Raw genomic sequence first — 24,950 nt, 5'->3', positions numbered from 1 at the left:
CTCAGCGCTTCAGCGAGGCGGTGGCCAGCACCGGCAGGCCCAGGGTGCGGGCGGCCGAGGCCGGGGTCTGCAGGCCCGGGCGCAGCAGCATCCGCACCAGGCCGGCGCAGGCGGCGGTGAAGGCGGCGAACAGCAGGGCCAGGATCAGCACCGGCTTCTGCAGGCTCTTGCCGGTCGACGGGGCCACGGCCCGCTGGACGATGCGGATATTGTCGCTGCCCTCGGCCGACATCTGCCGCTGGGCCTCGTCCTGCTGCTCCTTGACCGTGAAGTCGCGGACATTGGACGACAGCACGTCGCGGTCGCGGCTGAGCTGGTTGAAGGTGGGCTCGAGTTCGGCCAGGCGCAGCAGGCGCTGGTTGACGTCTTCGACCTGCTGGTTGTAGGCGGCCAGCGACTGCTGCAGGGCCGCGACCTCGGCGGTCAGGTCGTTGCGGGTCGATTGCAGGGTCTGCCAGATCGGGTTGGGACCGCTGCGGCGCGCGCCGTCGCCATTGGTGCGGCCCGAGGACACGCCCTGTTCCAGCTGGGCGATCTGGGCGTCGACGTCGCGGACCGGCTGGGCGTCGGGGCGGTAGCGGGCCAGCAGGCCCTCGCGGTCGAGCTTCAACTGGGCCAGCTTGCTGCTCGCCGACATGTCGCTGTCGCGGTAGAGCACGGTCTCGACCGGAGTCCTGGCCAGCTCGGCCTGCACCGCCGCCAGCCGGCCCATGCGGTCCTGAAGCTGGGCCTGGGTGGCGTATTTCTGCGATTCGGCCTGGGCCTGCAGCTGGGTCAGGGCGGACTTCTGGGCGGCGAAGTCGCCGATGTCGTTGCCCGAAAGGAAGGCCTGGTAGGCGGTGTCGGTCTCGGCCAGCTTCTGGGCGAACAGGTCGCGCTGGCGCTCCACGACATTGCCGCCGGTGCCGATCAGCAGGCTGCGGCGATAGATCAGATATTCCTCGAGCAGGGTGTTGAGCACCTTCTCGGCGATCTGGGGATCGGGATTGGAATAGGACAGGCGGATGATCGAGTTGTCGGGGGCGGTCTCGATCTTCAGGCTGCGGGCCACGGCGTCGCGCCCCTCGGCGATCAGCTTGCGCTTTCCCTCCGGCGAGGCGCTGGCGTACTTGGCGGCGCTAGCCGGGAAGATCTTGCCGTAGCCGAGCTTGCGGATCACCCGCTCGCGCAGCTCGCCGCTGCCGAGGATCTCCGATTCCGACTGGATCACCTGGTCGACGTCGGGCACCGCGCCCCGGGCGGCGTCGCCGGCGCGGGGCTCGTAGACATATTCCTGGCCCAGGCGGACGAACAGGCTGGAATTGGCGGTGTAGGTCTTCTTCAGGGTGGTGGCGAAGGCCACGCCCAGCAGGACGATGACCACGAACACCCCCAGCATCAGGAAGCGCTCGCGCCACAGCAGGGTGACGAAATCGGTCGGGGCATAGCGCGCACGCACCGCCCAGTCGCTACGCGACGGCGGCTCGTGGGGCACGCGGGTCCAGGCGCTCGTCGTCGACATGCGAATCCGAAGGGTTCAATCTCAGCGTCAGATTGACCGCTCGCCGCTTAAGGCTTCGTTACCCATTCCTGTTAAGACTTGCCGCATGCACAGGCGCATCCCTCTTTCGGCGGCTCTCGCCCTCGTTCTCGCGGCCGGCGGCGTCACCGCCTGCGGCCATGTGGACGGCGAGCCGATCACCCCGACCGCCCGCGCGACGGCGGATTTCCCCAATATCGGCTATGCCGACTGGACCGACCAGGAGCCGGACTACCGGTTCTATCCGGGCGACGAGCTCGAGGTCACCGTGCCCTCGGCCGCCGAGCTGAACAAGTCGGTGGTGGTGCAGCCGGACGGCCGCGTCGCTTTGCCGCTGATCGGACCGGTGATGGCCGCCGACCGCTCGATCGGCGAGCTGGAGGCGGCGATCACCCAGGCCTATTCGACCCAGCTGCTGCGGCCCCAGGTGCAGGTGTCGATCAAGTCGACGGCGCCGTTGAAGGTGTTCGTGGGCGGGGAGGTCGGCAATCCCGGCGTCTATGACATGGCCGGCGACGGCGACGCCCTGCGGGCGGTGATCCAGGCCGGCGGCTTCAGGAGCTCGTCCAAGCGCAGCTCGGTGGTGATCATCCGTCGCGGTCCCAACGGTCGCGCCATGCTGCGCACGGCCGATCTGCTGTCGGGAATGACCAACAGCCGGGCGGACCTGGTGCCGCTACGCCGGTTCGACATCGTCTATGTGCCGCGCAGCGGGGTCTCCGAGGCGGGGCTGTTCATGCAGCAGTACTTCCGCGACCTGCTGCCGATCAGCTTCAGCTATGCGATCAACGGCTTCAGCGGCAATTAGGAGTGTGGGCTGAGCCTCTCGGGCTCAGCCGTGGGCCAGCCATTCGCGCGCCTGGCGCTGGGCTTCGGCGACGTCCTCGCTGGCCATCTCCTGCGAGATTTCCTTGCGATAGACCTTGGCCTCGACCGAACCGCGCATGGCGGCCAGGTTGAACAGCATGTGGGCCGAGACATAGTCCAGCGGCGCGCCGCCCTGGCCGGTCGAATAGAGCAGGCCCATGCGGAACAGTTCGTCGCCCGTGGTGTCGACGGTCGGCAGCGGCAGGCCATGGATGGCGGCCGGCGGTTCCATGCTCATCATCATCGCTTCAATTCCCTTTCCAACCCGCGACGCCCCCTCGGCTTCGCCAAGCTCTGAGAACAGAAAAGTCCACTTCAGCTGAACATATGGTTAAACGCGCCGACATCATGAATTCAGGCAAGAATACAGAAGTCGTTTACTGATGTTACTGAATGTAAACTACCGTATACAGCGCGTTAACAGGCGCGCTGATCGAAAAACACCTGGCAGTCCGGTTTCCGTTGTTTTCCAGCGGCTTGCGGGGCTGGACGACAGGGCGCGCCCGCCGGCGAAACCCGCCCTTCCCGGCTCCCGGCCGCCCGAACCACCTCTCCAGCTCCGCTGAAAACATGCTCCAGTTTCTTCTCGGCGTAACCCGTTCCGGGACCGCGAAGCCGGCGATGGACAATTGGCCGCGGACCGGAGGCGGCGCCGGATCAGACCAACTTGGCCGCGAGCGCTCTAGACCCGCGCCTTCAGCGCCCGGTCCAGCACCGCATGCAGGGCCGGGACGTCGAACGGCTTTTCCACCCAGTCGTCCATGCCCGCCGCCCGGCAGGCCGCGCGCTCGGCCGGCGTGACCCCGGCGGTGACGGCGATCACCGGGGTCTCGCGATTGGGACCCTGGGTCCGCAGCCGGCGGGTGGCGTCCAGCCCGTCCAGGCCCGGCATGTTGACGTCCATCAGGATGACGTCGAAGACCCGCGCGCCGGCCGCCGCCAGGGCCGCCTCGCCGTCGGCCGCCAGCTCGACCCGCAGGCCCAGGGCCGACAGGATCTGGTCGAGGACGCGGCGATTGACCTCGTGGTCGTCGACCACCAGGGCCAGGGGCGCGCCGGAAAAGCCGCCGGGGGCCTCGGTCAGCACGGCGGCGGGCTCCGGCGTCGGCGGCGCGGTCCCCGCCTCGACCGGCAGGTTCAGGGTGAAGCGGGCGCCGCCGGCCGGCGGACTTTCGGCGACCAGGTCGCCGCCCATCAGCCGGGCCAGGTCGCGGCTGATCGCCAGGCCGAGGCCGGTGCCGCCGAAGGTGCGGGCGGTGTCGGCGCCCAACTGGTCATAGGCGGTGAACAGCCGGTCCAGCTGGGCCGGCGTCAGGCCCGGCCCGGTGTCGATGACGGTCAGCACCAGGTCCCAGGCCTCGCCGCGCCGGGCCGAGCCCACCGCCAGCTCGACCCGGCCCTGGGCGGTGAACTTGATGGCGTTGGACAGCAGGTTGTTGAGGATCTGGCGGATACGCACCGGGTCGCCCCTGACCCAGGCCGGCAGGGTCTCGCCGCCGGTCGCCACCAGGACCAGGCCCTTGGCCTGGGCCGCGTCGGTCCAGAACCGGGCGGTGTCGTCGATCAGGGCCCGCGGGTCGAAGCCGAGCACCTCGACGCTCATCCGGCCGGCCTCGATCTTGGAGAAGTCGAGCAGGTCGTTGAGCAGGCCGCGCATCATCGCCCCGGCGTCGACCATCAGCTTGGCCTTGTCGCGGGCGGCGGGATCGTCGGCGTGGCGCGACAGCTCGCCCGCCCCGCTCAGCATCGCCCCCAGCGGCGTGCGCAGCTCATGGCTGACCATGGCCACGAAGGCCGACTTGGCGGCGGTCTGGGCCTCGGCCGCCCGCCGGGCCTCGCGCTCGGCCTGGAAGGCCCGCCGCGACCAGTCGAAGACCATGGCCAGGACCAGGGCGAGCAGGCCCACCCCCATCAGGTAGTAGGGCGTGGTCGGGTCGTCGCGGGACCCGGCCACCAGCGGCAGGATGAACAGATAGACCAGGTGCGGCGTCACCGCCGACACGAAGGCCGCGATGCAGCCTTCCGCCCCCATCAGCGCCGTCAGGATCGAGCCGGAAAGCACCAGCAGGGCCGCCGCCGATCCGGTCTGCCCCCCAAGCTCCCAAAGCGGGATGGCCAGCCAGCCGAAGACCACGGCCATGACCACGTCGGTGATCAGGTTGAAACCGACTGTCCGCCCTGGCTGGGGATGGCGCAGAAAGCGGCTGAGGGCCTGCTGCTCGGCCACCTGGGCGGCCAGATAGGCCAGGGTCCAGGGAATCAGGAAGCGGAAGTCCGGCCGCCAGGCCATCACCGCGCACAGCACCAGGATGATGAACAGCCGCAGCGCCACCTGCTTGCGCCGCGACTCCGCTGCCGGGCGATAGGCGCTCGCCAGTCTGTCCCAAGGCGTATCCAAACGCGACACCCCCTCGGCTAGTGCATTTTCAATGCGAAGTGGATACCGGTTCGCGTAAAATGAAAATGCGCCAAAGACAATCCAGGGATGATCCGACCCTATTCCGGTTTCGGCGCCCGACGCACTTCCACCACCCGCACGCGCGCGCCGTCCAGCACCAGGGCCAGTTCGCCGCGCTTGATCTTCAGGGCGTCCAGGCCGAAGGCCTCGCGCCGCCAACCGACCAGGGCCGGGGTGTTGGCCTCGTCGTCGGCGGCGATCTTCTCCAGGTCGGACACCGTGGCGATCAGCTTGGAGGCCACGCCGGCCTCCTCGGCCCGGGCCTTGAGCAGCACCTTCAGCAGCTCGACGACCGCGCCGGCCGAGGCGGGGGGCGGCGGGCCGGCCTTGTCGAGCACCGGGGCGTAGCCCTCCGGGTCGGCCAGGGCGGCCTTGATCGCCGCCAGCAGGTCGGGACCGAACTTGCTGCCGCCGAAGCCCTTGGGCACGCTGCGCAGGGTGTTGAGGCCTTCCAGGCTGGTCGGAGCCTGGGTGGCCAGCTCGTCGATGGCCTCGTCCTTGAGGATGCGGCCCCGCGGCTGGTCGCGGCTCTGGGCGGTGCGCTCGCGCCAGGCGGCCACGGCCTTGAACACCGCCAGGTACTTGGCCCCGGTCTTGCGCGGACGCAGGCGTCGCCAGGCCTTTTCCGGATCGACGTCGTAGGCGGCCGGATCGTTGAGCGCCTTCATCTCCTCTTCCACCCAGGCCAGCCGGCCGGCCTTTTCCAGGCGGTCGCGCAGGATCGGGAACAGGGTGGCCAGGTGGGTGACGTCGGCGACGGCGTAGGTCAGCTGGGCCTCGCTGAGCGGACGGCGGGCCCAGTCGGTGAAGCGGCTGGACTTGTCCAGCTCGATCTTCAGCATCTGGCGGACCAGGGCGTCATAGGCGATCTGCTCGCCGAACCCGGCGGCCATGCCGGCCACCTGGGTGTCGAACAACGGAGTCGGCATGGCGTTGAGATTGTTGAAGATCTCGACGTCCTGGCGGGCGGCGTGGAACACCTTCAGCACGGCGGGATCGCGCAGGATGTCCAGCAACGGCGCCAGGTCCAGCCCCTCGGCCAGCGGGTCGATGCAGGCCTCGATGTCCGGCGACGCCACCTGGATCAAGCAGAGCTTGGGCCAATAGGTGGTTTCGCGCATGAACTCGGTGTCCACGGCGATGAAGGGCTGGCCCTTCAACTCATTACAGAACTCCGCCAGCGCAGCGGTTGTGGTGATCGTCGTCATCGGCTGCTAATAGCCTCGCGCACCCCCGAGTCTGCAAGCATAAGCTTAGGGGCCGCGCGCACTTTCCTTTCAAAAACGGCCCGTTGGGTCGTTACCGACACAGAGCCCACGCATGAGCGACCAGCAGAACGGCCTCACCTACGCCCAGGCGGGGGTCGATATCGACGCCGGCAATGCGCTGGTCGAGGCCATCAAGCCCCTGGCCAAGGCCACGCGGCGTCCCGGGGCCGACGGCGGGCTGGGCGGCTTCGGCGCCCTGTTCGACCTCAAGGCCGCCGGCTACGAGGACGCCTTGCTGGTCTCGACCACCGACGGAGTCGGCACCAAGCTGCGCATCGCCATCGACGCCAAGATGCACGCCACGGTCGGCATCGACCTGGTGGCCATGTGCGTCAACGACCTGCTGACCCAGGGCGCCGAGCCGCTGCTGTTCCTCGACTATTTCGCCACCGGCAAGCTCGACCTGGAGGTCGCCAAGAGCGTGGTGGCCGGCATCGCCGACGGCTGCAAGCTGGCCGGCGCGGCCCTGGTCGGCGGCGAGACCGCCGAGATGCCGGGCATGTACAGCGACGGCGAATACGACCTGGCCGGCTTCTCGGTCGGGGCGGTCGAGCGCGACGACGTGCTGCCCAAGCTCGACAGCCAACGGGCCGGCGACCTGATCATCGGCGTCGGCTCGTCGGGCCCGCACTCCAACGGCTACAGCCTGGTGCGGCGGGTGGTCGAGCGCTCGGGCCTGGCCTGGGACGCGCCCTGCCCGTTCGAAGAGGGCAAGACCCTGGCCGAGGCCCTGATGGCCCCGACCCGCATCTACGTGAAGTCGATCCTGCCGCTGCTGCAGTCGGGCCGGGTCAAGGGCGGCGCCCACATCACCGGCGGCGGCCTGATCGAGAACCCGCCGCGCTGCATCGCCGCCGGCCTGGTCCCGCAGTTCGACTGGAACGCCTGGCCCCTGCCGCCGGTGTTCGACTGGCTGCAGCGCGAGGGCGGCATTTCCGACCACGAGCTGCGCCGCACCTTCAACTGCGGCGTCGGCTTCATCCTGGTGGTGGCGGCGAGCGACGCCGAACCGGTGCTGGCGGCGTTGCTGAACGCCGGCGAGGACGCGTTCATTTGCGGGCAGCTGGTGGCGGGCTGAGGCCCTGCTTGAAATCCTCGTCCTTCGACAGGCTCAGGATGAGGATTTCAATTCAGGCTCCGAGCAGCCCGCATCTCCAGTAGCCCTCATCCTGAGCCCGTCGAAGGACGAGGGCGGCCCCACGGAGCCATCCGCGTGACACATAAAACCAAAGTCGCCGTCCTGATCTCCGGCCGGGGCTCCAACATGGAGGCCCTGGTCCGGGCCGCCCAGGATCTCGCCTGCCCGTTCGAGATCGCCCTGGTGCTGTCGAACAAGCCCGAGGCCGGCGGCCTGGCCACGGCGGCCGCCGCCGGGGTCGAGGCCGTGGCCGTCGACCAGCGCCCCTTCGGCAAGGATCGCGAGGCCCACGAGCGGGCCATCGACGCCGCCCTGCGCCAGCGCGGGATCGAGGTCGTGGCCCTGGCCGGCTACATGCGCATCCTGACGCCGTTCCTGGTCGAGGCCTGGGCCGGGCGGATGCTCAACATCCACCCGTCGCTGCTGCCGAAATATCCCGGGCTCGACACCCACGGCCGCGCCCTGGCCGCCGGCGAGGTCGAGGCCGGCTGCACCGTCCACCTGGTCACCGCCGGCGTCGACGAGGGCCCGATCCTCGGCCAGGCCCGCGTGCCGATCCTGCCAGGCGACACCGAACACATGCTGTCGGACCGGGTGCTGGAGCAGGAGCACCGGCTCTATGCGGCGACCCTGGCGCAGTTCGTGCGCGGGCTATAGGCGGTCTTTCACTCAGGATCGCCAATACATCATCCGTTTCCCCGGCGAAGGCCGGGGCGCAGATCATAGGGCGGAGTGTTTCGGATTATCGTCAGGCGCGACGGCTGAATCTGGGCCCCGGCCTTCGCCGGGGAAACGGAGCAGGGTGAGCCTTCCAGATCACCACGCCCTTGCCGGCCGACGCTCGCGCCAGGCCTTGACCGCCGCCACCGCGGCCACCGCCCCGGCCGCGGCCCACAGGGCGGCGACGCCGAACCGCAGATAGGCGCTCGCCCCCAGGGCCCCGCCCAGGGTCAGGCCGGCCCACAGCAGGACGTAGGGCCCCCAGGCCCAGCGGTCGCCGCCGGTCAGGGCCGCGGCGATCCGCTGGCCGGCCTTGACCAGGGCCCCGGTCATGTAGGTCAGGCCGACCCCGACGTCGCCGTCGCGCTGGAACACCGCGTTCTCGGCCCCCATGGCCAGGACCATGGCCCCGATCCCGGCCGCGTCGAAGCCGGCGGTGATCAGGCCCGCCCCCGTCGCCAGCAGCCCCGCCTCCAGGGCCAGGACGGCCGAGCGCCGCCCCTCGCCGGCCCGCCGGGCGACCAGGGCCCCGGCCACCACCCCGGCGACGAACAGTCCGACCAGGGTCAGGACCGTCCGTACGCTCCGCCAATGGCCCATCGCCGCCCCGACCCCCAGCCGGGTGGAGTTGCCGCTCATGAAGGAGACGAAAAACCCGCCGAGCTTCAGGAATCCGATGGCGTCGACATAGCCCGCCACCGCCGACAGCCCGGCCGCCAGGGCAACGTCGCGGCGGCGATAGTCTTTCATGGCCATTCTCGCGGGAGCAGCCTGCCCATCTGGTCGCGGGGAAGAGCGTCGACGAGATATCGAGTCGCCGGGTTTTCCTCCTGGAAGGCCTCGCACAACGCCCAAGAGGGACCCCAATCGCCTTCGTCCGAGATCGCGAAGGTGGAGCCGTCATCAGCCCATTCGTAGACGCGCCAGATCGGAAGCTGGGTTGCGGGGAGCGAGTCGTAGAACGCCTCCAGCAGCGTGGGGAACCAGCCGCAGTCCATGCCCATCGAAGCGGGCGCGCCTTTGTCGTCGGTACCCGCCGAAACCAACCCCCAAGGCATCGAAGGGCCGAAACCCTCTTCACAATAGACGATCACGGTTTCGGAGCCCTGGGTGTCGTCCAGCACAGTCCAGCATTCAAATTGCTGATCCGGCTCGCCATAGTCCCATCCGCGCATGACCGGTGTGGGCTCGACCATCAGCGCGCGGATGGCGGTCAGAACACGCGGATCCGCGACGACCTCCAGCTCGCGTTCGATCAAACTCTTGAATGTGTTGGCGGCCATCCTCGAAGCTTAGCCCTTCGAGGGCCCAAACAAAAAGGCCGGCGGATCGCTCCGCCGGCCTCTTGATGTCGAAAACGTCGGGGACGTTAGCCGACGATCTCGTCTTCCTTGAAGAACTGGGCGATTTCGATCGCCGCGTTCTCGAGGCTGTCCGAACCGTGGACCGAGTTCTCGCCGATCGACAGGGCGAACAGCTTGCGGATCGTGCCTTCGTCGGCGTTGTCGGGGTTGGTGGCGCCCATGACTTCGCGGTACTTGGCCACGGCGTTGTCGCCTTCCAGCACCTGGACGACGACCGGCTCGGCGGTCATCTGCTCGACCAGCTCGCCGTAGAACGGGCGCTCGGCGTGGACTTCGTAGAACTTCTTGGCCTGGGCTTCGGTCAGCTTGACGCGGCGCTGGGCGACGATGCGCAGACCGGCCTCTTCGATGACGGCGTTGATCTTGCCGGTCAGGTTGCGACGCGTGGCGTCAGGCTTGATGATCGAGAAGGTGCGTTCGGTCATGATCCGAAAATCTCACAGAGAAAGTTTGTCGATTGGGAGGTTGCGGGCTTATAGCCGGGCGCCTCCTCCCCGCCAACCCGCCGCGTACCTTTAAAACCAAATGCTCCAGATCAACGACCTGACCTTCAACGCCTGGGGTCGGCGGTTCTTCGACCACGCCACCGTCAGCCTGCCGCCCGGAGCCAAGGTCGGGCTGATCGGCCGCAACGGCGTGGGCAAGTCCACCCTGTTCAAGCTGATCCTCGGCCAGCTGCACGCCGGCGACGACGAGATCAGCCTGCCCAAGGCCGCCCGCATCGGTTCGGTGGACCAGGAGCACCCGGCCACGCCGGTCAGCCTGCTCGACACCGTGCTGGAGGCCGACGAGGAGCGCCACAGCCTGCTGACCCGGCTGGAGACGGCCGAGCCCGAGGAGATGGGCGAGATCTGGGGCCGGCTGATCGAGATCGATTCCGACGCCGCCCCGGCCAAGGCCTCGGAAATCCTCTCGGGCCTGGGCTTCTCGCAGGAGGACCTGCAGCGGCCGATGAGCGAGTTCTCCGGCGGCTGGCGGATGCGGGTGGCCCTGGCCGCGGCGCTGTTCTCCGAGCCCGACATGCTGCTGCTCGACGAACCGACCAACTATCTGGACCTGGAAGGCGCCCTGTGGCTGGAGGCCCGCCTCCAGAAGTACCCGCACACCGCCCTGATCGTCAGCCACGACCGCGAGCTGCTCAACAACAGCTGCACCCACATGCTGCACCTGGCTGGCGGCAAGCTGGAGCTCTACACCGGCGGCTACGACGACTTCGAGCAGCGCCGGGCCGAGAAGGCCCGCCTGCAGCTGTCGGCCAAGGCCAAGCAGGACGCCGAGCGCGCCCACCTGCAGGCCTTCGTCGACCGCTTCAAGGCCAAGGCCTCCAAGGCGGCGCAAGCCCAGTCCCGCATGAAGCGCCTGGCCAAGATGCAGCCGGTGGCCACCACCATCGAGGAACGCGTCGCCCCCTTCACCCTGCCCTCGCCGCCGCGCCCCCTGGCCCCGCCGCTGATCCGGCTGGAAAGGGCCAATGTCGGCTATGAGGAAGGCCGCCCAATCCTCCGGAACCTCAACCTGCGCATGGACCTGGACGATCGCATCGGCCTGCTGGGCGTCAACGGCGCAGGCAAGTCGACCTTCGCCAAGATGATCGCCGGGGCGCTGAACATCCAGTCGGGCGAGCTGCACCGCGACCGCAAAATGAAGGTCGGCTGGTTCCACCAGCACCAGATCGAGGCCATGGACCCGGACGACACCCCGCTGGAGATCATCCGCCGGGCCATGCCGGATGCCTCGGAAAGTTCGCGCCGCTCGCGCCTGGCCCAGTTCGGCCTGGGCTTCGAGAAGCAGGAGACCACGGTCGCCAACCTGTCGGGCGGCGAGCGGGCCCGGCTGCTGCTCAACATGGTGGCGATGGACGCGCCGCACATGCTGATCCTCGACGAGCCGACCAACCACCTGGACATCGACTCGCGTCGCGCCCTGCTGGACGCCCTCAACGACTACGAGGGGGCGGTGATCCTGATCACCCACGACCGCTCGCTGATGGAGCTGGTCGCCGACCGCCTGTGGCTGGCCGCCGACGGCACGGTCAAGCCGTTCGACGGCGACATGGACGAATACGCCAAGTTCGTGCTCGACCGCGCCAGGCAGTCGGTCAAGCCGACCCAGGTGGCCCGCGAGCCGGCCAAGGCCGAACCGGCGCCCCCCGCCAAGAAATCCGTCGCCATCGAGCCGCTGAAGCGCAAGATCGAGGCGGCCGAGCAGGTCGTCACCCGCCAGACCCGCCAGCTCGCCGAACTCGACGCCCAGCTGGCCGACCCCCAGCTCTACAAGAACCCGACCAAGCTGGCCGAACTGACCAAGCGCCGCGACAACGCCAAGGCCAAGCTCGATGAGGCCGAGGCGACCTGGATGGGTCTGGCCGAGGACCTGGCGGCGGCGGAGGCTTAGAGCAAACTTGACCGTACCAATTCAATAGAACTCGTCGTTTCTGAACAACGTCGCAGTAGAGCGATAATGGTAAACGCGCCTAAACCACGTCCCTTAGGCTTTATGTGACGCGACGGGCGTATTCCTGCTCTCATGAGTTCAGGAACCGCGTCCCGAAACCACATCGTCGCCAACCCCGAGGGCCTGTCCGCGGCCTCGGTGCTGGCGGCGTTCGGCGCCTGGCTGGACCAGCGGCTGGCCGAGGCCATGCGGCTGGACATGGACCTGGCGTTCCGCGACCGCCCGTTCGACGTCGAGATCGGCCGGACGCCGGCCCTGGTCGGCTGGGAGCACCGCTACCTGCAGCCCGGCGCCCCGGCCCCGAAGGGCAAGATGTGGACGGTCTATCGCCTGCAGGACCAGACCGGCCGGCCGGCCGCCCTGCCCGTCCATGCCGAGGACTATGCCGACACCCTGACGCCGCTGCTGGGCGAACTGGGCTATCTGGGCGTGTTCGACGGCGAGCCGGCCCTGCATCCCGGCGTCGGCCGGCGCGGCTAGCTATCGGTCCGCTCGGCCCTTGCGGTGTTCGCGGGGCGGATCCAGGCTGCGGATATAGGCGACCACGTCGATGATGTTGGCGGCGCTCATGGCGCGGGGCGGCATCCGGTAGTGGCCGACCTCGGTGATCGACTCCAACTCCCAGTCCAGCCGCACGGTCTTGTAGCGCTTGGCCACCGTCCGGAACGGCGGCGCCTCGGGGGTGGGACTGGCGCCCAGGCCGCCGATGGCGTGGCAGGCGGCGCAGTTGTTCGCGGCGAAGATCCGGCCGCGCGACGCCGACCCGCGCGGCTCGCCGCTGATCGACCGGTGGGCTGCGGCCGGCCAGGCCGCGCCGAGCACCAGCGCCGTCAGGATCAGACCCCGAGAAAACCTGCAACCCCTGTCCATCGCGCGCTCGCCCGCCGCCCAATCCTGGACGGCAGGATAGGACCAGGGCGGGACCTGCGCCGTGATCTGGATCAAGTCCGACGGCCGGCGCGGCGAATCCAGCTCTGGCGTGCCGGCCGGAGACGCTGACGCTAACCCTGTTGAAAAACGAGACGCTGAAGCTCATCGCCGCGGCAGGCGCCTGATGATCCTATGAAAACGGCGCGCCGGTCCACGGGCGCCGCAATCCCGCCACGTTCTCAGGTTGCGTTAGCGGTACCCTGCAGGAGCAAACCTTGAGGCGCGCCGCCAACGTCACTGACCTCCTTTACCGGGTGGAGCAGCATCGCCGAGCGCTGCTCGCCGAGCATCTCGCGCCGCGCGGCCTCAACTTCAACCAGTGGATCGCCTTGCGCGCCCTCTGCCTGCGCGGCCCCTGCTCCATGACCGAGCTGGCGCAGGCCACGGCCATCGACCGGACTTCGCTGACGCGAACGGTGGACATGCTGACCGGCAGGGGCCTGGCGGCCCGCTGGACGCCGCCGGAGGATCGTCGCGCCGTGCTGGTCGACGCCACCACCGATGGAAAATGGCTGGCCGAAGCGGTCGAAACCGAGCTGGAAGCCCTGGAACGGCGGCTTTTCATCGACCTCAGCGCCGACGACCAGGACCGGATGGCCACGAACCTGGAAAAGATTCTGGCCCGGCTGCCCGGCCGCGGCGGGCTGGCGGACGGCGTCGAACGGGCCGCCGATCCGGCTACGCGTCGTTCGCGTTCGGCCTAGGCTCGGGGCCGACTTCGATCTCTTGGTCTTCGACGACCTCGCCGGCCTCGTCGAGGATGCACATCCGCCAGCTGCGCCCCTCGGCGAAGGTTTCCGGATAGTCCCGGACCAGGGCGGCCGCCAGCTTGGCGGCCTCGCGGCGGGCCGCGGCGCGACTCTTCAGGACCACGCCTTCGGGATCTGGAAAGCGCTGGGGACCACGGACTTCGAAATGAAAGCGGGGCATTGGGTTGCTCGCCGTTTTTAAGCGTGTACGGCGGGCTTCCACGCAAGGCCGGCGCCAACGGCGCGCGGCTCATCTTTCCATCCACAGAGTTTTCGGGTCAGAGGCCTTCAGGCCTGATCCTAGCCGCACTTGACCTGCTGGACCACGCCGGTGTCGGGGTTGAACAGGATGTTCAGCCGGTCGGGGCGGTAGTCCATGGTCACCGGGCAGGTGGTGCAGGCCACCCGCCAGCGCGAGGGGTCGACCGGGGCCGGAAGCTCGGTGCGGTTGCGGCCGACATAGGCCTGGGCCTCCTTCAGGCCGCACTGGTCCTTTTCCGGTTCCGGCGGCTTGGGCAGGGCCACCGTGGCCGGCGCGGTCGGGGTGGCCGGCGGCGGCATCGGGGCCGGGGCCGGCGGCGCGGGACTGGAGCAGGCGGCCAGGACCAGGACGACGCCCGCCACGATGATCCGCCTCATGCCTGCTTCTCCCATCCGCGCTCGGCGCCCTGGCGCCAGTAGGACACCGGGTGGCCGGCGCCCTTGAAGGTCTTCCAGCGGTCCCGCGCCAGGCGCAGGGCCTCTTCGTCGCGGCCGTCGAACAGCAGGATGCAGCGTTCGAAAGCCGAAAGGTCGCCCGGTTCGGCCCCGTCGAGCAGGAACAACGCCTGGCCGCCATTGGGGTTGTCGGGCTTGTCGGTCAGCAGCACCGGCTGGCGGTCGGCCATCGGCTCGTCGTCCAGGCCGTGCGGCAGGAAGCTGTCGTCGCGCCAAGTCCACAGGTGAGCGTCGAGCGCCCGCAGGCGGACGGGGTCGCCGCCGCGCACCAGGGCCCGCCAGCCGCGCCCCAGGGTCTTTTCCAGCAGCTCGGGCAGCACCTGTTCCAGGGCGCTGCGCTCGAGGTGGTAGAACCAGATGTCGCAGGGCGCGGCCGTCATCGCCTAGCCCTCGTAGGCGTCGGCCACCAGGCGGTTGAGCAGCCGCACGCCGAAGCCCGCGGCCCCGTCCGGGACGGTCGGGTCGGTCGAGGGCTTCCTCCAGGCCACCGAGGCGATGTCGAGATGGGCCCACGGCACGCCGTTGACGAACTTCTGCAGGAACAGGGCGGCGGTGATCGAGCCGGCCGGCCGACCGCCGATGTTCTTCATGTCGGCGATCGGGCTCTCGATCTGCTTTTCGTAGGCGGCCGGCAGCGGCATCCGCCACAGGGTCTCGCGCTCGGCCTGGCCGGCGGCGAGAAGTTTTTCCGACAAGCCTTCGTTATTGCTGAACAAACCGGCGTAGTCGTGACCCAGGGAGATGATGATCGCGCCGGTCAGGGTGGCCAGGTCGATCATGAACTTGGGCTTGAAGCGGTCCTGGCAGTACCAGAGGGCGTCAGCCAGGACGAGCCGGCCTTCGGCGTCGGTGTTGATGACCTCGATGGTCTGGCCGCTCATCGAGGTGACCACGTCGCCGGGGCGCTGGGCGGCGCCGTCGGGCATGTTCTCGACCAGGCCCAGGATGCCGACGGCGTTGACCTTGGCCTTGCGGCCGGCCAGGGCGTGCATGACGCCGGCCACGGCGGCGGCGCCGCCCATGTCCCACTTCATGTCCTCCATGCCGTCGGCCGGCTTGATCGAGATGCCGCCGGTGTCGAAGCACACGCCCTTGCCGACGAAGGCGACCGGCTGGGCCGACTTGTCGGCCGCGCCGTTCCACTGGATCACCGCCAGCTGGCTCTCGCGGACGCTGCCCTGCCCCACCCCGAGCAGCGAGCCCATGCCCAGCTTGGCCATCTGCGCCTCGCCGAGGATCTCGACCTCCAGGCCCAGAGCCTCCAGGCCCTTGACGCGGGCGGCGAACTCCTCGGGATGCAGGATGTTGGCCGGCTCGGAAACCAGGTCGCGGCTGAACAGGATGGCTTCGGCCACCGCCTCCAGGCTGGCGAAGGCCTTCTGGGCCTTGGCGGGGTCGGCGGCGGCGACCTTGATCACGGTCACCGACGGCTTCTTCTCGGCCTTTTCGGTGGTGCGGTATTTGTCGAATCGATAAGCCGCCAGCTTGGCGCCGAAGGCGGCGCGGGCGGCGGTCTCGGCGTCGCCGCCCAGCTTCAGGACCAGCTCGGTGACGCCCGAGGTCTTGACCGCCTGGTAGGCGTGGCCGGCGGCGACCTCGACGGCTTCAGGCTCGACGACGCCGTCGGCGCCGACTCCGACCAGCACCACCCGCGCCGCCTCCAGCCCGGCCGGGGCGACCAGCTCCAGGGTCTGGCCCTTGGCGCCGGTGAAGCGCCCGCCGGCCACGGCGCGGGCCAGGGCCCCGCCGGCCGCGGCGTTGACGGCCTGGGCCTCGGCCGACAGGGCGGCGGCCTCGTGGGCCAGCACGGCCAGGGCCGCGTTGGCGCCGGCCTGGGTGTCGGCGGTGACGAACTCGATACGCATGACGCGCTCCTGGAAGCCGGTGGAGCCCAATAGGACCTTCAACCTGCTGGATTGGCGCAAACCTGGGCCGAAGAAAAGCACCAATCGAACCAGCCGGGGGGACAACGGCGTCGAAGCGACCAAGCTCTCGCTCCGTGCGCGACCCGCCCCGACCGGAACGCCCGACTTGAGCAGTTGTGCGCACGCGAACACGCCGTGTAGAAGGAGCCCTTCCTCCGGAGCTCGCCGAGCCTCCGCCTTCCCCCGTGCCTGTCGTCGATGCGCCTGATCGAACGTTATCTTTTCCGGCAGCTGCTGGGCCCGACGCTGCTGGCGACGTTGGCGCTGGTGGCGCTCGCCCTGCTGGCGCGCAGCCTGTCGGAGTTCGACGTGCTGATCGAGCAGCGCCAGTCGGCGGCGGTGTTCTTCAAGATCATCGGCCTGGCCCTGCCGCAGCTGCTGAGCATCATCCTGCCGATCGCCCTGTTCGTGGCCACCCTGGTGGCGCTGAACCGGCTGCATACCGAGCAGGAAATCGTCGTCTGCTTCGCCGGCGGCATGAGTCGCTGGCGGGTGATCTCACCGGCCATGCGCCTGGCGGTGGTGGCCACCGTGATCTCGCTGGGCATGAGCCTGTGGGCCGCGCCGTGGAGCGCGCGGGCGATTCGCGAGACGTTCTTCGACATGAAGTCGGACCTGGCCTCGACCCTGGTGCGGCCGGGCGAGTTCACCGAGCCGGGGCCGGGCCTGACGGTCTACGCCCAGACCATCGACCGCGACCAGATCATCCACAACCTGTTCATCCACCAGGAAAAGCCCAATGGCGGCGCGGTCACCTACACCGCCCGCGAAGGCGTGATCGCCGAGCGCAAGGGCCTGCCGGTGCTGATCCTGCGCAAGGGCTCCAACCAGGAGTTCTCCAGCTCGGGCGTGCTGCAGTACCTGTCGTGGGACGAATACACCTTCGACCTGTCGTCGATGTTCCAGACCGACGAGCTGCTGCACTACAAGATCGGCGACCGCTATCCGCACGAGCTGTTCTTTCCCGACCTGACTCAGGACTGGGAGCAGCAGAACCGCGAGAAGCTGCTGTCGGAGGGCCACTGGCGCCTGGCCAGCCCGCTCTACAACCTGGCCATGATGGCCATGGCCCTGGCGGCGGTGATCGGCGGCTCGTTCAGCCGCATGGGCTACGCCAAGCGGATCGCCGCCGTCGGCGCCGCCGCGGTCGTGGTCCAAGTTCTCGGCTTCGGGATCAAGGCCGCCTGCGACAACGACGTCTGGCTCAACCCGCTGCAATACGCCGTACCTCTGGCCGCCCTCTGGTGGGGCCTGTCCCAGATCTTCCGCCAGAGGGTCAGCCGCTACATCGCCATCGGCCACCCCGCCGGCCTGACGCCCCTGGGGGTCCAATGATCGGCATCGGCATGATCGAGCGCTATGTGCTCAAGAAGACCCTCGGCTCGCTCGCCGCCGCCCTGGCCGTGGTCGTCGCCCTGGTCATGCTCATCGCCTTCGTCGACATCTCCAAGAACGTCGGCACCCGGACCGAGGTGGGCTTTGGCGAACTGCTGTACCTGACCCTGCTGCAGGCCCCGGCCACCATCCTGGTGCTGACGCCGTTCGTCTTCCTGTTCGGCACCCTGGGCGCCTTCGTCGGGCTGAACCGGCGCAGCGAGCTGATCGCCATGCGGGCGGCCGGGGTCTCGGCCTGGCGGTTCATCATGCCGGCCGCCACGGCCGCCTTCATCATGGGCCTGGCCACCGTCACCCTGCTCAACCCGCTGACCGCGGCGATGAGCGCCCAGTTCGAAACCACGCGCAACGCGATGATGGAGAACTACCTGAAGTCCGCGCCCAAGGGGCTGTGGCTGCGCCAGGGCGACGACAAGACCCAGATCGTCATCCGCGCCCGCTCCCGCGACCAGGCCGACGGCGAGGTGCGGCTGCGCGGGGTGTCGCTGTTCATCTACGCCGTCGCCAGCAACGGCAGCCTGCAGTTCTCGCGCCGGGTCGAGGCCGCCGAGGCCCGGCTGGAGCCCGGCTTCTGGCGGTTGTCGGGCGTGCGCGAGGCCATGCCCGGGGCCGGGGCGATCCGCTCCGACAGCCTGTCGATCCCGTCCAATCTCGACGATCGCACCGCGTCCGAGCGGTTCAACAATCCGCAGGCGATCGCCGTCTGGCGGCTGCCCGAGACCATCAAGCGCACCGAAAAGGCCGGCTTCTCGTCGATCCCCTTCCGCCTGCGGCTGCACCAGGTGCTGGCCACCCCGCTGCTGTTCGCGGCGATGTCGGTGCTGGCCGCGGCCTTTTCGCTGCGCCTGATGCGGCTGGGCGGCTTGGCCGGACTGGCCGGCGCCGGGGTGACCCTGGGCTTTGGGTTCTTTTTCTTCAACGAACTGTGCGGCGCGCTGGGCAAGGCCGATGTGCTGACCCCGGCCATGGCCGCCTGGACGCCGCCGCTGGTGGCGCTTTTGGCGGGTTTGACGCTGCTTTGCTATACCGAGGATGGGTGAGTCTGTGTCGCCGGGATCGAGGTCGTTGATGATGGAGCTTCGCAGCGGGGCGAACGAGAAGGGCCGCGCGGTCCTGCTGGCCGGGGCCGCCTGGCTGGTCCTGGCCGGCGCGGCGCACGCGCAGCAGCCGCTCGTGACCATTCCGGCCGCCCCCGCGCCGGCCCCGGCGGTCGACGACGGCCTGGGCGACACCGGCTACTACCTCGAATCCGACCTGCTGATCCGCGACGACGCCAATCAGAAGATGATCGCCCGCGGCGAGGTGGAAGCGCGCTATCAGGGCCGCACCCTGCGGGCCGACGAGGTGGTCTACGACACCAACACCGACGTGGTCACCGCCCACGGCCATGTGCAGCTGGTCAATGCCGACGGCACCGCCCAGTTCGCCGACGACCTGACGATGGACAAGGACCTGAAGGCCGGCTTCGCGCGCGGCTTTTCGGCCCGGCTGGACAAGAACGTCAAAATCGCCGCCGACACCGCCGTCCGCCGCAGCGAGACGATCCAGGAACTGAACCAGGCGATCTACACCCCCTGCGAGGTCTGCGCCCAGAAGCCGACCCCGACCTGGAGCATCCAGGCCGACAAGGTGGTGCAGGATAAGAACCGCCACATCGTCTACTATCACGGCGCGACGATCCGCATGTGGGGCGCGCCGCTGATGTACCTGCCGGTGTTCTGGCACCCCGACCCGCAGACCCCGCGCAGCTCCGGTTTCCTGACGCCGAAGATCGGCCTGTCCAAGCGACGCGGCGTTTCCTACACCCAGCCCTATCTGTTCGCCCTGTCGCCGTCGCAGGACCTGGTCGTCAGCCCGCAGTTCAATGCGAGCGTCAATCCATTCCTGAACATGACCTACCGCAAGCGGTTCTATTCGGGCTACGCCGAAGCCCGGATGGGGGTGACCTACGACAAGGACTTCGACATCCACGGCGATCGCTTCGGCCAGGCCACGGCCCGCAGCTACATCCTCGCCAAGGGCGCCTTCGACATCGACGAAAAATGGAAATGGGGCTTCGCGGCCGAACGCGTCTCCGACGAGCTGCTGTTCGACAAGTACGACATCAACGACGTCTACACCCAGCGCGGCCTGTTCACGAGCGAAGACCACCGGCTGACCTCGCAGATCTACGCCTCGCGGCAGGACGCCCGCTCGTGGTTCTCGGTCTCGGCCGTGTCGGTGCAGGGCCTGCGCGTGGTCGGGATCAACGCCGCCACCGGCATCGCCAACGCCTTCGAGAACAGCGGCGCCTTCCCGCTGATCGGGCCGCTGGTCGAAGGCCGGTGGGAGCCGGAATCGCCGGTGCTCGGCGGTCGCCTGCGCCTGCGCGGCACCGGCGTCATGCTCAACCGCTCGGAATCGCAGTTCGGCGAGCCGCCCTACAACCTCGGCGCCTACAAGGGCCAGGACGGCGTCGACAGCACCCGCGGCAGCCTGCAGGCCGACTGGCGCGCCAGCCTGGTGCTGGGCCCGGGCCTGCGCGTCCAGCCCTTCGCCCAGGCCCGCGGCGACGCCTATCGCGTCAACGACATCTACCTGTCGCCCGACGCCCTGGCCGCCGGCGACTCGACCAACGTCAACTATTCGCGCAGCCTGGGCGTGGCCGGGGTCGACCTCAGCCTGCCGCTCTTCCGCCCGCTGAAGAACGGCGGCTCCATCGTCCTGGAACCGCTGGTGCAGCTGGCGACCGGCTCGGACAGCTCGCGGGTGCCGGTGACGGTGGCGCGCACCAGCGCCATCAACGGCGGGGTCGTCACCACGACGCCCTATTTCTACAACGAGGACAGCGCCAGCTTCGAATTCGACGAGACCAACCTGTTCCAGGCCAACAAGTCGCCCGGCTTCGACCTCTATGAGGGCGGCCAGCGGATGAATGTCGGCGGCCGCGCCACCGTCAATCTCGGCGACGGCCGCGGCGGCAGCCTGCTGATCGGCCGCAGCTTCCGGTCCAAGGTCGACCCGCTGCTGCCCGAGCGCGTCGGCCTGCAGGGCAAGTCCTCGGACTGGATCGTCGCGGCCAGCGTCACCCCGGTCCGGGGGATCAGCGCCTTCGTCCGCACCCGGCTCGACGCCGACACCCACGAGGTCAAGCGGATCGAAACCGGCGTCGACGCCTCCACGACCCGGCTGCAGGGCTCGGTGCGCTATCTGAAGGACGTGCTCGACATCAACGGCAACAAGCAGGAAAACTTCGAGACGCGCGGCCAGCTGCAGCTGACGCCGCACTGGGCGCTCACCGCCCTGGGCCAGCGCGACATGATCGCCCAGGTCTGGCGCCGCCGCGACCTGGGGGTGGCCTATACCGACGACTGCATCCGCATCGACGTGATCTACCAGCACGAAGACCAGTACAGCTCGACCGTCAACGGCCTGAAGCTGCAACCCTCCGAATCCATCGTCCTGCGCCTAACGCTCGCCACATTGGGCGACACAGGGTACAGCCAATAAAGTGTCACCGCGTCGGGGGACGTGCGTCTAAGCGCGCGCCTTCCTTTGGACGCGTCTAGAGGAACGACAATACCGATGCGGTCTGCGCGTAGCGTGACAAAACTGGCGGTCAGCGCCGCCTCCATCCTCGCCTTGACCGTGGCGAGCCTCGGCCTGCCGGCCCTGGCCCAGGAAGCCCCCCCCGTGGTGGACGCCGCCCCCGCCGCGCCCGCGGCGCCGCGGGCCAACCCGCTGTCCGAAAGCGTGGCGGCGGTCGTCAACGACGACATCATCTCGAGCTATGACCTGATGCAGCGCATGCGCCTGCTGATGGTCACCTCGGGCCTGCAGCCGACCCAGGAGAACCTGCCCCAGCTGGAGCAGGAGGCCCTGCGCTCGCTGATCGACGAGCATGTCGAGATGCAGGAGCTGCGCCGGGTCGAAAAGGCCCAGAAGATCACGATCATCTCGACCGACAAGGAAGTCGACGAGCAGATCGAGGATATCGCCAAGGGCAACAACATGACCGGCCAGCAGCTGACCCAGCAGCTGGCCGCCCAGGGCGTGGGCATCGACACCTGGCGCGCCCAGATCCGCGCCGACAGCAGCTGGCAGGCCTGGATCAGCGGCCGCTACGGCTCGCGCCTGCGGGTCGGCGACGACCAGATCAAGGCCTTCGAGCGCCGCCAGGCCGAGGCCGCCAGCAAGCCGCAGTACCAGGTCAGCGAAGTGTTCATCGACGCCGCCCGCGTCGGCGGCATGGAAGTGGCCCTCAACGGCGCCAAGCAACTGGTCACCCAGATGCAGCAGGGCGCGCCCTTCCCGGCCGTGGCCCGCCAGTTCTCGGCCTCGCCGACCGCGGCCAACGGCGGCGACGCCGGCTGGGTCAGCCCCGGCGAGATGCCGCCCGAGGTCGACGCGGCGCTGGAGCAGCTGCGTCCCGGCCAGCTGTCGGCCCCGATCCCGGTCCGCGACGGCGTCTACATCCTCTATCTGCGCGAGAAGCGCTCGGGCGCGAAGACGGCCCTGGTCGACCTCAAGCAGGTGGCCCTGGCCCTGCCCAAGGACGCCACCCAGGAACAGGTCGACGCCGCCAACAAGACCCTGCTGGCCCTGAAGCCGCAGATCACCGGCTGCGACACCCTTGAGGCCACGGCCGGCAAGGTCCAAGGCGTGGTGGCCGGCGACCTCGGCGAGGCCGAGATCACCGACCTGGCCCCCGCCTTCCAGCAGGCCGCCAACAGCCTGAAGGTCGGCCAGGTCTCCGACCCGATCCGCACCGACGCCGGCCTGCACCTGATCGCGGTGTGCGGCAAGCGCCAGTCGGGGGCCCAGGCCCCGACCCGAGAGCAGATCGAAAATCGCCTGCGTGGTCAGCAGCTTGCGCTGATCTCCAAACGTTACCTGCGCGACCTTCGCAACTCGGCGACCATCGAGACCCGGTGAAGACCACAGCCCTCGCCCTCAGCGCCGGCGATCCGGCCGGCATCGGACCGGAGATCATCGCCAAGGCCTGGGCGGCGCTGCGCAAGGACGGCCCGCCGTTCATGGTGGTCGGCGACGCCCAGCTGCTGGCCTCGGCTGGCGGCGGGGTCAAGGTCCGGCCGGTGACCGGGCCGGTCGAGGCGATGCGGATCTTCGCCGAGGCCCTGCCCGTGCTCGACATCCCGCTGCAGGCGCGGGTGGTGTCGGGCAAGCCGTCCAGCGCCTACGCCGCCCAGGTCATCCGCTGGATCGAGACCGGGGCCGGCCTGGCCCTGTCGGGCGCGGTGGCCGGCCTCGTCACCGCCCCGATCGCCAAGGCCCCGCTCTATGACGCCGGCTTCGCCTTTCCCGGCCATACCGAGTTCCTGGCCGAGCTGACCCATGTCGGCGAGCGCCAGCCGCCGCACGGGCCGGTGATGATGCTGGCGGCCGGCGACCTGCGCGCCACCCTGGTGACCATCCATACGCCCCTGGCCGCCGTGCCCGCCGCCCTGTCGGTCGAGGCCATCGTCAACGCCGCCCGGGTCACCGTCGAGGCCCTGCGCACCGATTTCGGGATCGCCGCCCCGCGCCTGGCCGTCGCCGCCCTCAACCCCCACGCCGGCGAGGGCGGCGCCCTGGGCGGCGAGGAGGCGGCGATCATCGGGCCGGCGGTGCAGGCGCTGCGGGAACTGGGGATCGACGTCAAGGGCCCCGCCCCGGCCGACAGCCTGTTCCACGCCGAGGCCCGCGTCACCTACGACGCGGTGCTGTGCATGTACCACGACCAGGCGCTGATCCCGGTCAAGATGCTCGACTTCTGGGCCGGGGTGAACGTCACCCTGGGCCTGCCGATCGTGCGCACCTCGCCCGACCATGGTACGGGTTTCGACATCGCCGGCCGGGGCCTGGCCCGGGCCGACAGCCTGATCGCCGCCATCCGCCTGGCCGCCGAGATCGCCGAGCGGCGCGCGGCCGCCCTCTGAGAAGTCCGAGATGAGCCTCGCCGATCTGCCGCCGCTCCGCGAGGTTCTCGCCGAGCACGACCTGCTGGCCAACAAGAGCTTTGGCCAGCACTTCCTGCTCGACCTCAACATCACCCGCAAGATCGCCCGCCTGGCCCAGGTGGGCGAAGGCGACACGGTGATCGAGGTCGGCCCCGGCCCCGGCGGCCTGACCCGGGCCCTGCTGGAGACCGGCGCGCGGGTGATCGCCGTCGAGATGGACCGCCGCTTCCTGCCGCTGCTGGAAGACCTGGGCGCGGCCGCCGACGGCCGGCTGACCCTGGTCCAGGGCGACGCCCTGAAGGTCGACATGGCCGCGATCGCCGGCGGTCCCGCCCACATGGTCAGCAACCTGCCCTACAATGTCGGCACGCCGCTGCTGATCAACTGGCTGACCGGCCCGTTCCGGCCGCTGTCGATGACCCTGATGTTCCAGAAGGAGGTCGCCGAGCGCATCGCCGCCCAGGTGGACGACGACGCCTATGGCCGCCTGGCCGTGGTCTCCCAGACCGTCTGCAGCGCCAAGGTGGTGATGGACCTGCCGGCCCGCGCCTTCACCCCGCCGCCCAAGGTGGCCTCGGCCGTGGTGCGGCTGGTCCCGCTCGATCCCGCCCCCGACAAGGCGCTGGTCACGGCCCTGGAAAAGGTCACCGCCGCCGCCTTCGGCCAGCGCCGCAAGATGCTGCGCTCCAGCCTCAAGGGCCTGGGCGGCGGGACGCTGTGCGAGAAGGCCGGGATCAATCCGGACGCGCGGGCGGAGACGATCCCGGTCGAGGGGTTTCAGGCCTTGGCGCGGGCGGTGATGGGCTAGCCTGCCGGAAGCAATCGCTTGCGGCGGTCGCTAAGGATGGAACGCAGACCCGGAGCCGCTATGTTGCGGACATGAACCGTCCAGACCCTTTTACCCTGCCTGAATGGAAAGCGCTCCACCGAGAGGCGTCGCTGGTGAGCCAAATTATAGGATCCGGTGCCACCGCTCTTGGACGAGCCAGTTACGGTAGCGGATTTGGCGAGTATTATACGGCATTCTTTGGCCTCTCTATTGGCATTGAACGCCTCGCCAAGCTCATTCTTGTCGCGGATTTCGCAATGGACAACGGCGGCACTCTTCCAGGGCAATCTGTTGTTCGAAAATATGGCCATAGGATAAAATCTCTAGTCAACGATGTTGACCGGATCGCGAACAAGCAGAACATATCTGTCCCATACCTCGCTCCCAATGATCCCATCTGCACCGCCGCAATCAACTGTCTGGATGCATTCTCTGACGCATCTAGAGCATTCGCCCGTTGAGTTGAATCGATTGTGATCGGAGGGAGGATTCCCTTCGTCGTGGGATCATGAGTCCCTTGAGGCCTTCTGATTTGGGAGGTTTGGATGGGCGCGGCGCATTCGAAGGGTCTTCGCGAGCGGGTCGTGGCGGAAGTCGTGGCGGGCGCATCTCGCCGCCAGGCGGCGGCGCGGTTCAAGGTCAGCATATCGTCGGCGATCCGCTGGGTGGCGCTGGCGG

25 protein-coding genes and 2 pseudogenes are annotated in these 24,950 nt (G+C 69.0%); 15 read left to right on the top strand and 12 right to left on the bottom strand.

Annotation, left to right across the window (positions count from 1 at the left end):
- Nucleotide 1 precedes the first annotated feature (1 nt).
- Nucleotides 2–1,501 carry a GumC family protein gene (locus ACIPQB_RS17760; RefSeq protein ID WP_446486585.1) on the bottom strand — a complete coding sequence of 500 codons (1,500 nt, stop codon included), beginning with the start codon at nucleotides 1,499–1,501 and terminating at the stop codon, nucleotides 2–4.
- Between the two features lie 85 nt (nucleotides 1,502–1,586).
- Between ACIPQB_RS17760 and ACIPQB_RS17755 the strand changes: the two genes are divergently transcribed.
- Nucleotides 1,587–2,327: a polysaccharide biosynthesis/export family protein gene (locus tag ACIPQB_RS17755; RefSeq protein WP_446486584.1), complete on the top strand. Its 741-nt coding sequence runs from the start codon at nucleotides 1,587–1,589 to the stop codon at nucleotides 2,325–2,327.
- Between the two features lie 24 nt (nucleotides 2,328–2,351).
- Here the strand turns inward: ACIPQB_RS17755 and ACIPQB_RS17750 are convergent, their stop codons facing one another.
- The 3 genes from ACIPQB_RS17750 to rnd all read right to left on the bottom strand — a co-directional run bounded on the left by ACIPQB_RS17750 (nucleotide 2,352) and on the right by rnd (nucleotide 6,052).
- Entirely contained in the window at nucleotides 2,352–2,630 is a 279-nt protein-coding gene (locus tag ACIPQB_RS17750) for a sel1 repeat family protein (RefSeq protein ID WP_446486583.1), read from the bottom strand.
- Between the two features lie 438 nt (nucleotides 2,631–3,068).
- Nucleotides 3,069–4,784, bottom strand: coding sequence for a response regulator (locus tag ACIPQB_RS17745; protein ID WP_446486582.1), 1,716 nt, complete (start codon nucleotides 4,782–4,784; stop codon nucleotides 3,069–3,071).
- 98 nt (nucleotides 4,785–4,882) lie between these two features.
- Complete coding sequence (gene rnd, locus ACIPQB_RS17740; RefSeq protein WP_446486581.1) at nucleotides 4,883–6,052, bottom strand: ribonuclease D; 1,170 nt, start codon at nucleotides 6,050–6,052, stop codon at nucleotides 4,883–4,885.
- 112 nt (nucleotides 6,053–6,164) lie between these two features.
- Between rnd and purM the strand changes: the two genes are divergently transcribed.
- The 3 genes and pseudogenes from purM (at nucleotide 6,165) to purN (ending at nucleotide 7,907) form a co-directional block, all read left to right on the top strand.
- On the top strand, nucleotides 6,165–7,190 hold the full coding sequence (gene purM, locus ACIPQB_RS17735; protein WP_446486580.1) for a phosphoribosylformylglycinamidine cyclo-ligase: 1,026 nt from the start codon (nucleotides 6,165–6,167) through the stop codon (nucleotides 7,188–7,190).
- A 4-nt stretch (nucleotides 7,191–7,194) separates the two neighbouring features.
- Nucleotides 7,195–7,307, top strand: a pseudogene (locus tag ACIPQB_RS17730) (hypothetical protein); the annotation flags it as partial.
- Nucleotides 7,308–7,325: 18 nt separating this feature from the next.
- A complete protein-coding gene (gene purN / locus ACIPQB_RS17725; protein ID WP_446486579.1) occupies nucleotides 7,326–7,907 on the top strand; it encodes a phosphoribosylglycinamide formyltransferase in 582 nt (193 codons plus the stop codon).
- Nucleotides 7,908–8,066: 159 nt separating this feature from the next.
- Here the strand turns inward: purN and ACIPQB_RS17720 are convergent, their stop codons facing one another.
- The 3 genes from ACIPQB_RS17720 to ndk form a co-directional block, all read right to left on the bottom strand.
- Complete coding sequence (locus ACIPQB_RS17720) at nucleotides 8,067–8,720, bottom strand: YoaK family protein (RefSeq protein WP_446486578.1); 654 nt, start codon at nucleotides 8,718–8,720, stop codon at nucleotides 8,067–8,069.
- Complete coding sequence (locus tag ACIPQB_RS17715) at nucleotides 8,717–9,253, bottom strand: hypothetical protein (protein ID WP_446486577.1); 537 nt, start codon at nucleotides 9,251–9,253, stop codon at nucleotides 8,717–8,719. Before ACIPQB_RS17715 ends, ACIPQB_RS17720 begins: the two co-directional genes overlap by 4 nt.
- Before the next feature lie 86 nt (nucleotides 9,254–9,339).
- Nucleotides 9,340–9,759 (bottom strand): nucleoside-diphosphate kinase, encoded by a 420-nt coding sequence (gene ndk / locus ACIPQB_RS17710; protein ID WP_446486576.1) that lies wholly within the window; start codon nucleotides 9,757–9,759, stop codon nucleotides 9,340–9,342.
- A 100-nt stretch (nucleotides 9,760–9,859) separates the two neighbouring features.
- On the opposite strand from ndk, the gene ACIPQB_RS17705 reads away from it, so the two are divergent.
- Nucleotides 9,860–11,728, top strand: a complete 1,869-nt coding sequence (locus tag ACIPQB_RS17705; RefSeq protein ID WP_446486575.1) for an ABC-F family ATP-binding cassette domain-containing protein — start codon at nucleotides 9,860–9,862, stop codon at nucleotides 11,726–11,728.
- A gap of 132 nt (nucleotides 11,729–11,860) precedes the next feature.
- The gene (locus ACIPQB_RS17700) at nucleotides 11,861–12,268 is read left to right on the top strand and encodes a hypothetical protein (protein WP_446486574.1); all 408 of its coding nucleotides are present in this window, start codon (nucleotides 11,861–11,863) and stop codon (nucleotides 12,266–12,268) included.
- On the opposite strand, the gene ACIPQB_RS17695 is transcribed toward ACIPQB_RS17700, so the two are convergent.
- Complete coding sequence (locus tag ACIPQB_RS17695) at nucleotides 12,269–12,658, bottom strand: c-type cytochrome (RefSeq protein WP_446486573.1); 390 nt, start codon at nucleotides 12,656–12,658, stop codon at nucleotides 12,269–12,271.
- A 275-nt stretch (nucleotides 12,659–12,933) separates the two neighbouring features.
- On the opposite strand from ACIPQB_RS17695, the gene ACIPQB_RS17690 reads away from it, so the two are divergent.
- A complete protein-coding gene (locus ACIPQB_RS17690) occupies nucleotides 12,934–13,422 on the top strand; it encodes a MarR family winged helix-turn-helix transcriptional regulator (RefSeq protein WP_446486572.1) in 489 nt (162 codons plus the stop codon).
- Here ACIPQB_RS17690 and ACIPQB_RS17685 read toward each other — a convergent pair.
- The 4 genes from ACIPQB_RS17685 to ACIPQB_RS17670 form a co-directional block, all read right to left on the bottom strand.
- On the bottom strand, nucleotides 13,397–13,648 hold the full coding sequence (locus ACIPQB_RS17685) for a DUF6894 family protein (RefSeq protein WP_446486571.1): 252 nt from the start codon (nucleotides 13,646–13,648) through the stop codon (nucleotides 13,397–13,399). The two genes, ACIPQB_RS17690 and ACIPQB_RS17685, sit on opposite strands and share 26 nt — an antisense overlap.
- Before the next feature lie 119 nt (nucleotides 13,649–13,767).
- On the bottom strand, nucleotides 13,768–14,106 hold the full coding sequence (locus ACIPQB_RS17680; protein ID WP_446486570.1) for a peptidase inhibitor I78: 339 nt from the start codon (nucleotides 14,104–14,106) through the stop codon (nucleotides 13,768–13,770).
- Nucleotides 14,103–14,564, bottom strand: coding sequence for a DNA polymerase III subunit chi (locus ACIPQB_RS17675; protein WP_446486569.1), 462 nt, complete (start codon nucleotides 14,562–14,564; stop codon nucleotides 14,103–14,105). Before ACIPQB_RS17675 ends, ACIPQB_RS17680 begins: the two co-directional genes overlap by 4 nt.
- Before the next feature lie 3 nt (nucleotides 14,565–14,567).
- Nucleotides 14,568–16,049, bottom strand: a complete 1,482-nt coding sequence (locus ACIPQB_RS17670; protein WP_446486568.1) for a leucyl aminopeptidase — start codon at nucleotides 16,047–16,049, stop codon at nucleotides 14,568–14,570.
- Between the two features lie 258 nt (nucleotides 16,050–16,307).
- On the opposite strand from ACIPQB_RS17670, the gene lptF reads away from it, so the two are divergent.
- From lptF to ACIPQB_RS17630, 8 genes and pseudogenes are all read left to right on the top strand, one after another.
- Entirely contained in the window at nucleotides 16,308–17,444 is a 1,137-nt protein-coding gene (gene lptF, locus ACIPQB_RS17665) for an LPS export ABC transporter permease LptF (protein ID WP_446486567.1), read from the top strand.
- Complete coding sequence (lptG, locus tag ACIPQB_RS17660; protein ID WP_446486566.1) at nucleotides 17,441–18,544, top strand: LPS export ABC transporter permease LptG; 1,104 nt, start codon at nucleotides 17,441–17,443, stop codon at nucleotides 18,542–18,544. The genes lptF and lptG overlap by 4 nt, the downstream gene beginning before the upstream one ends.
- Before the next feature lie 28 nt (nucleotides 18,545–18,572).
- Nucleotides 18,573–20,993 carry an LPS-assembly protein LptD gene (locus ACIPQB_RS17655; RefSeq protein WP_446486565.1) on the top strand — a complete coding sequence of 807 codons (2,421 nt, stop codon included), beginning with the start codon at nucleotides 18,573–18,575 and terminating at the stop codon, nucleotides 20,991–20,993.
- A gap of 75 nt (nucleotides 20,994–21,068) precedes the next feature.
- Complete coding sequence (locus ACIPQB_RS17650) at nucleotides 21,069–22,418, top strand: peptidylprolyl isomerase (RefSeq protein WP_446486564.1); 1,350 nt, start codon at nucleotides 21,069–21,071, stop codon at nucleotides 22,416–22,418.
- The gene (gene pdxA, locus ACIPQB_RS17645; RefSeq protein ID WP_446486563.1) at nucleotides 22,415–23,422 is read left to right on the top strand and encodes a 4-hydroxythreonine-4-phosphate dehydrogenase PdxA; all 1,008 of its coding nucleotides are present in this window, start codon (nucleotides 22,415–22,417) and stop codon (nucleotides 23,420–23,422) included. Before ACIPQB_RS17650 ends, pdxA begins: the two co-directional genes overlap by 4 nt.
- Before the next feature lie 10 nt (nucleotides 23,423–23,432).
- Nucleotides 23,433–24,251 (top strand): 16S rRNA (adenine(1518)-N(6)/adenine(1519)-N(6))-dimethyltransferase RsmA, encoded by an 819-nt coding sequence (gene rsmA, locus ACIPQB_RS17640; protein WP_446486562.1) that lies wholly within the window; start codon nucleotides 23,433–23,435, stop codon nucleotides 24,249–24,251.
- Between the two features lie 71 nt (nucleotides 24,252–24,322).
- Nucleotides 24,323–24,733 (top strand): hypothetical protein, encoded by a 411-nt coding sequence (locus tag ACIPQB_RS17635; protein ID WP_446486561.1) that lies wholly within the window; start codon nucleotides 24,323–24,325, stop codon nucleotides 24,731–24,733.
- Nucleotides 24,734–24,817: 84 nt separating this feature from the next.
- Nucleotides 24,818–24,950 (top strand): annotated as a pseudogene (locus ACIPQB_RS17630) (IS630 family transposase); the annotation flags it as partial.

The organism is Caulobacter sp. LARHSG274 (genome assembly GCF_052871235.1).
The sequence above is the reverse complement of the archived record's forward strand: the minus strand, read 5'-3'. Positions and strand labels throughout refer to the sequence as shown.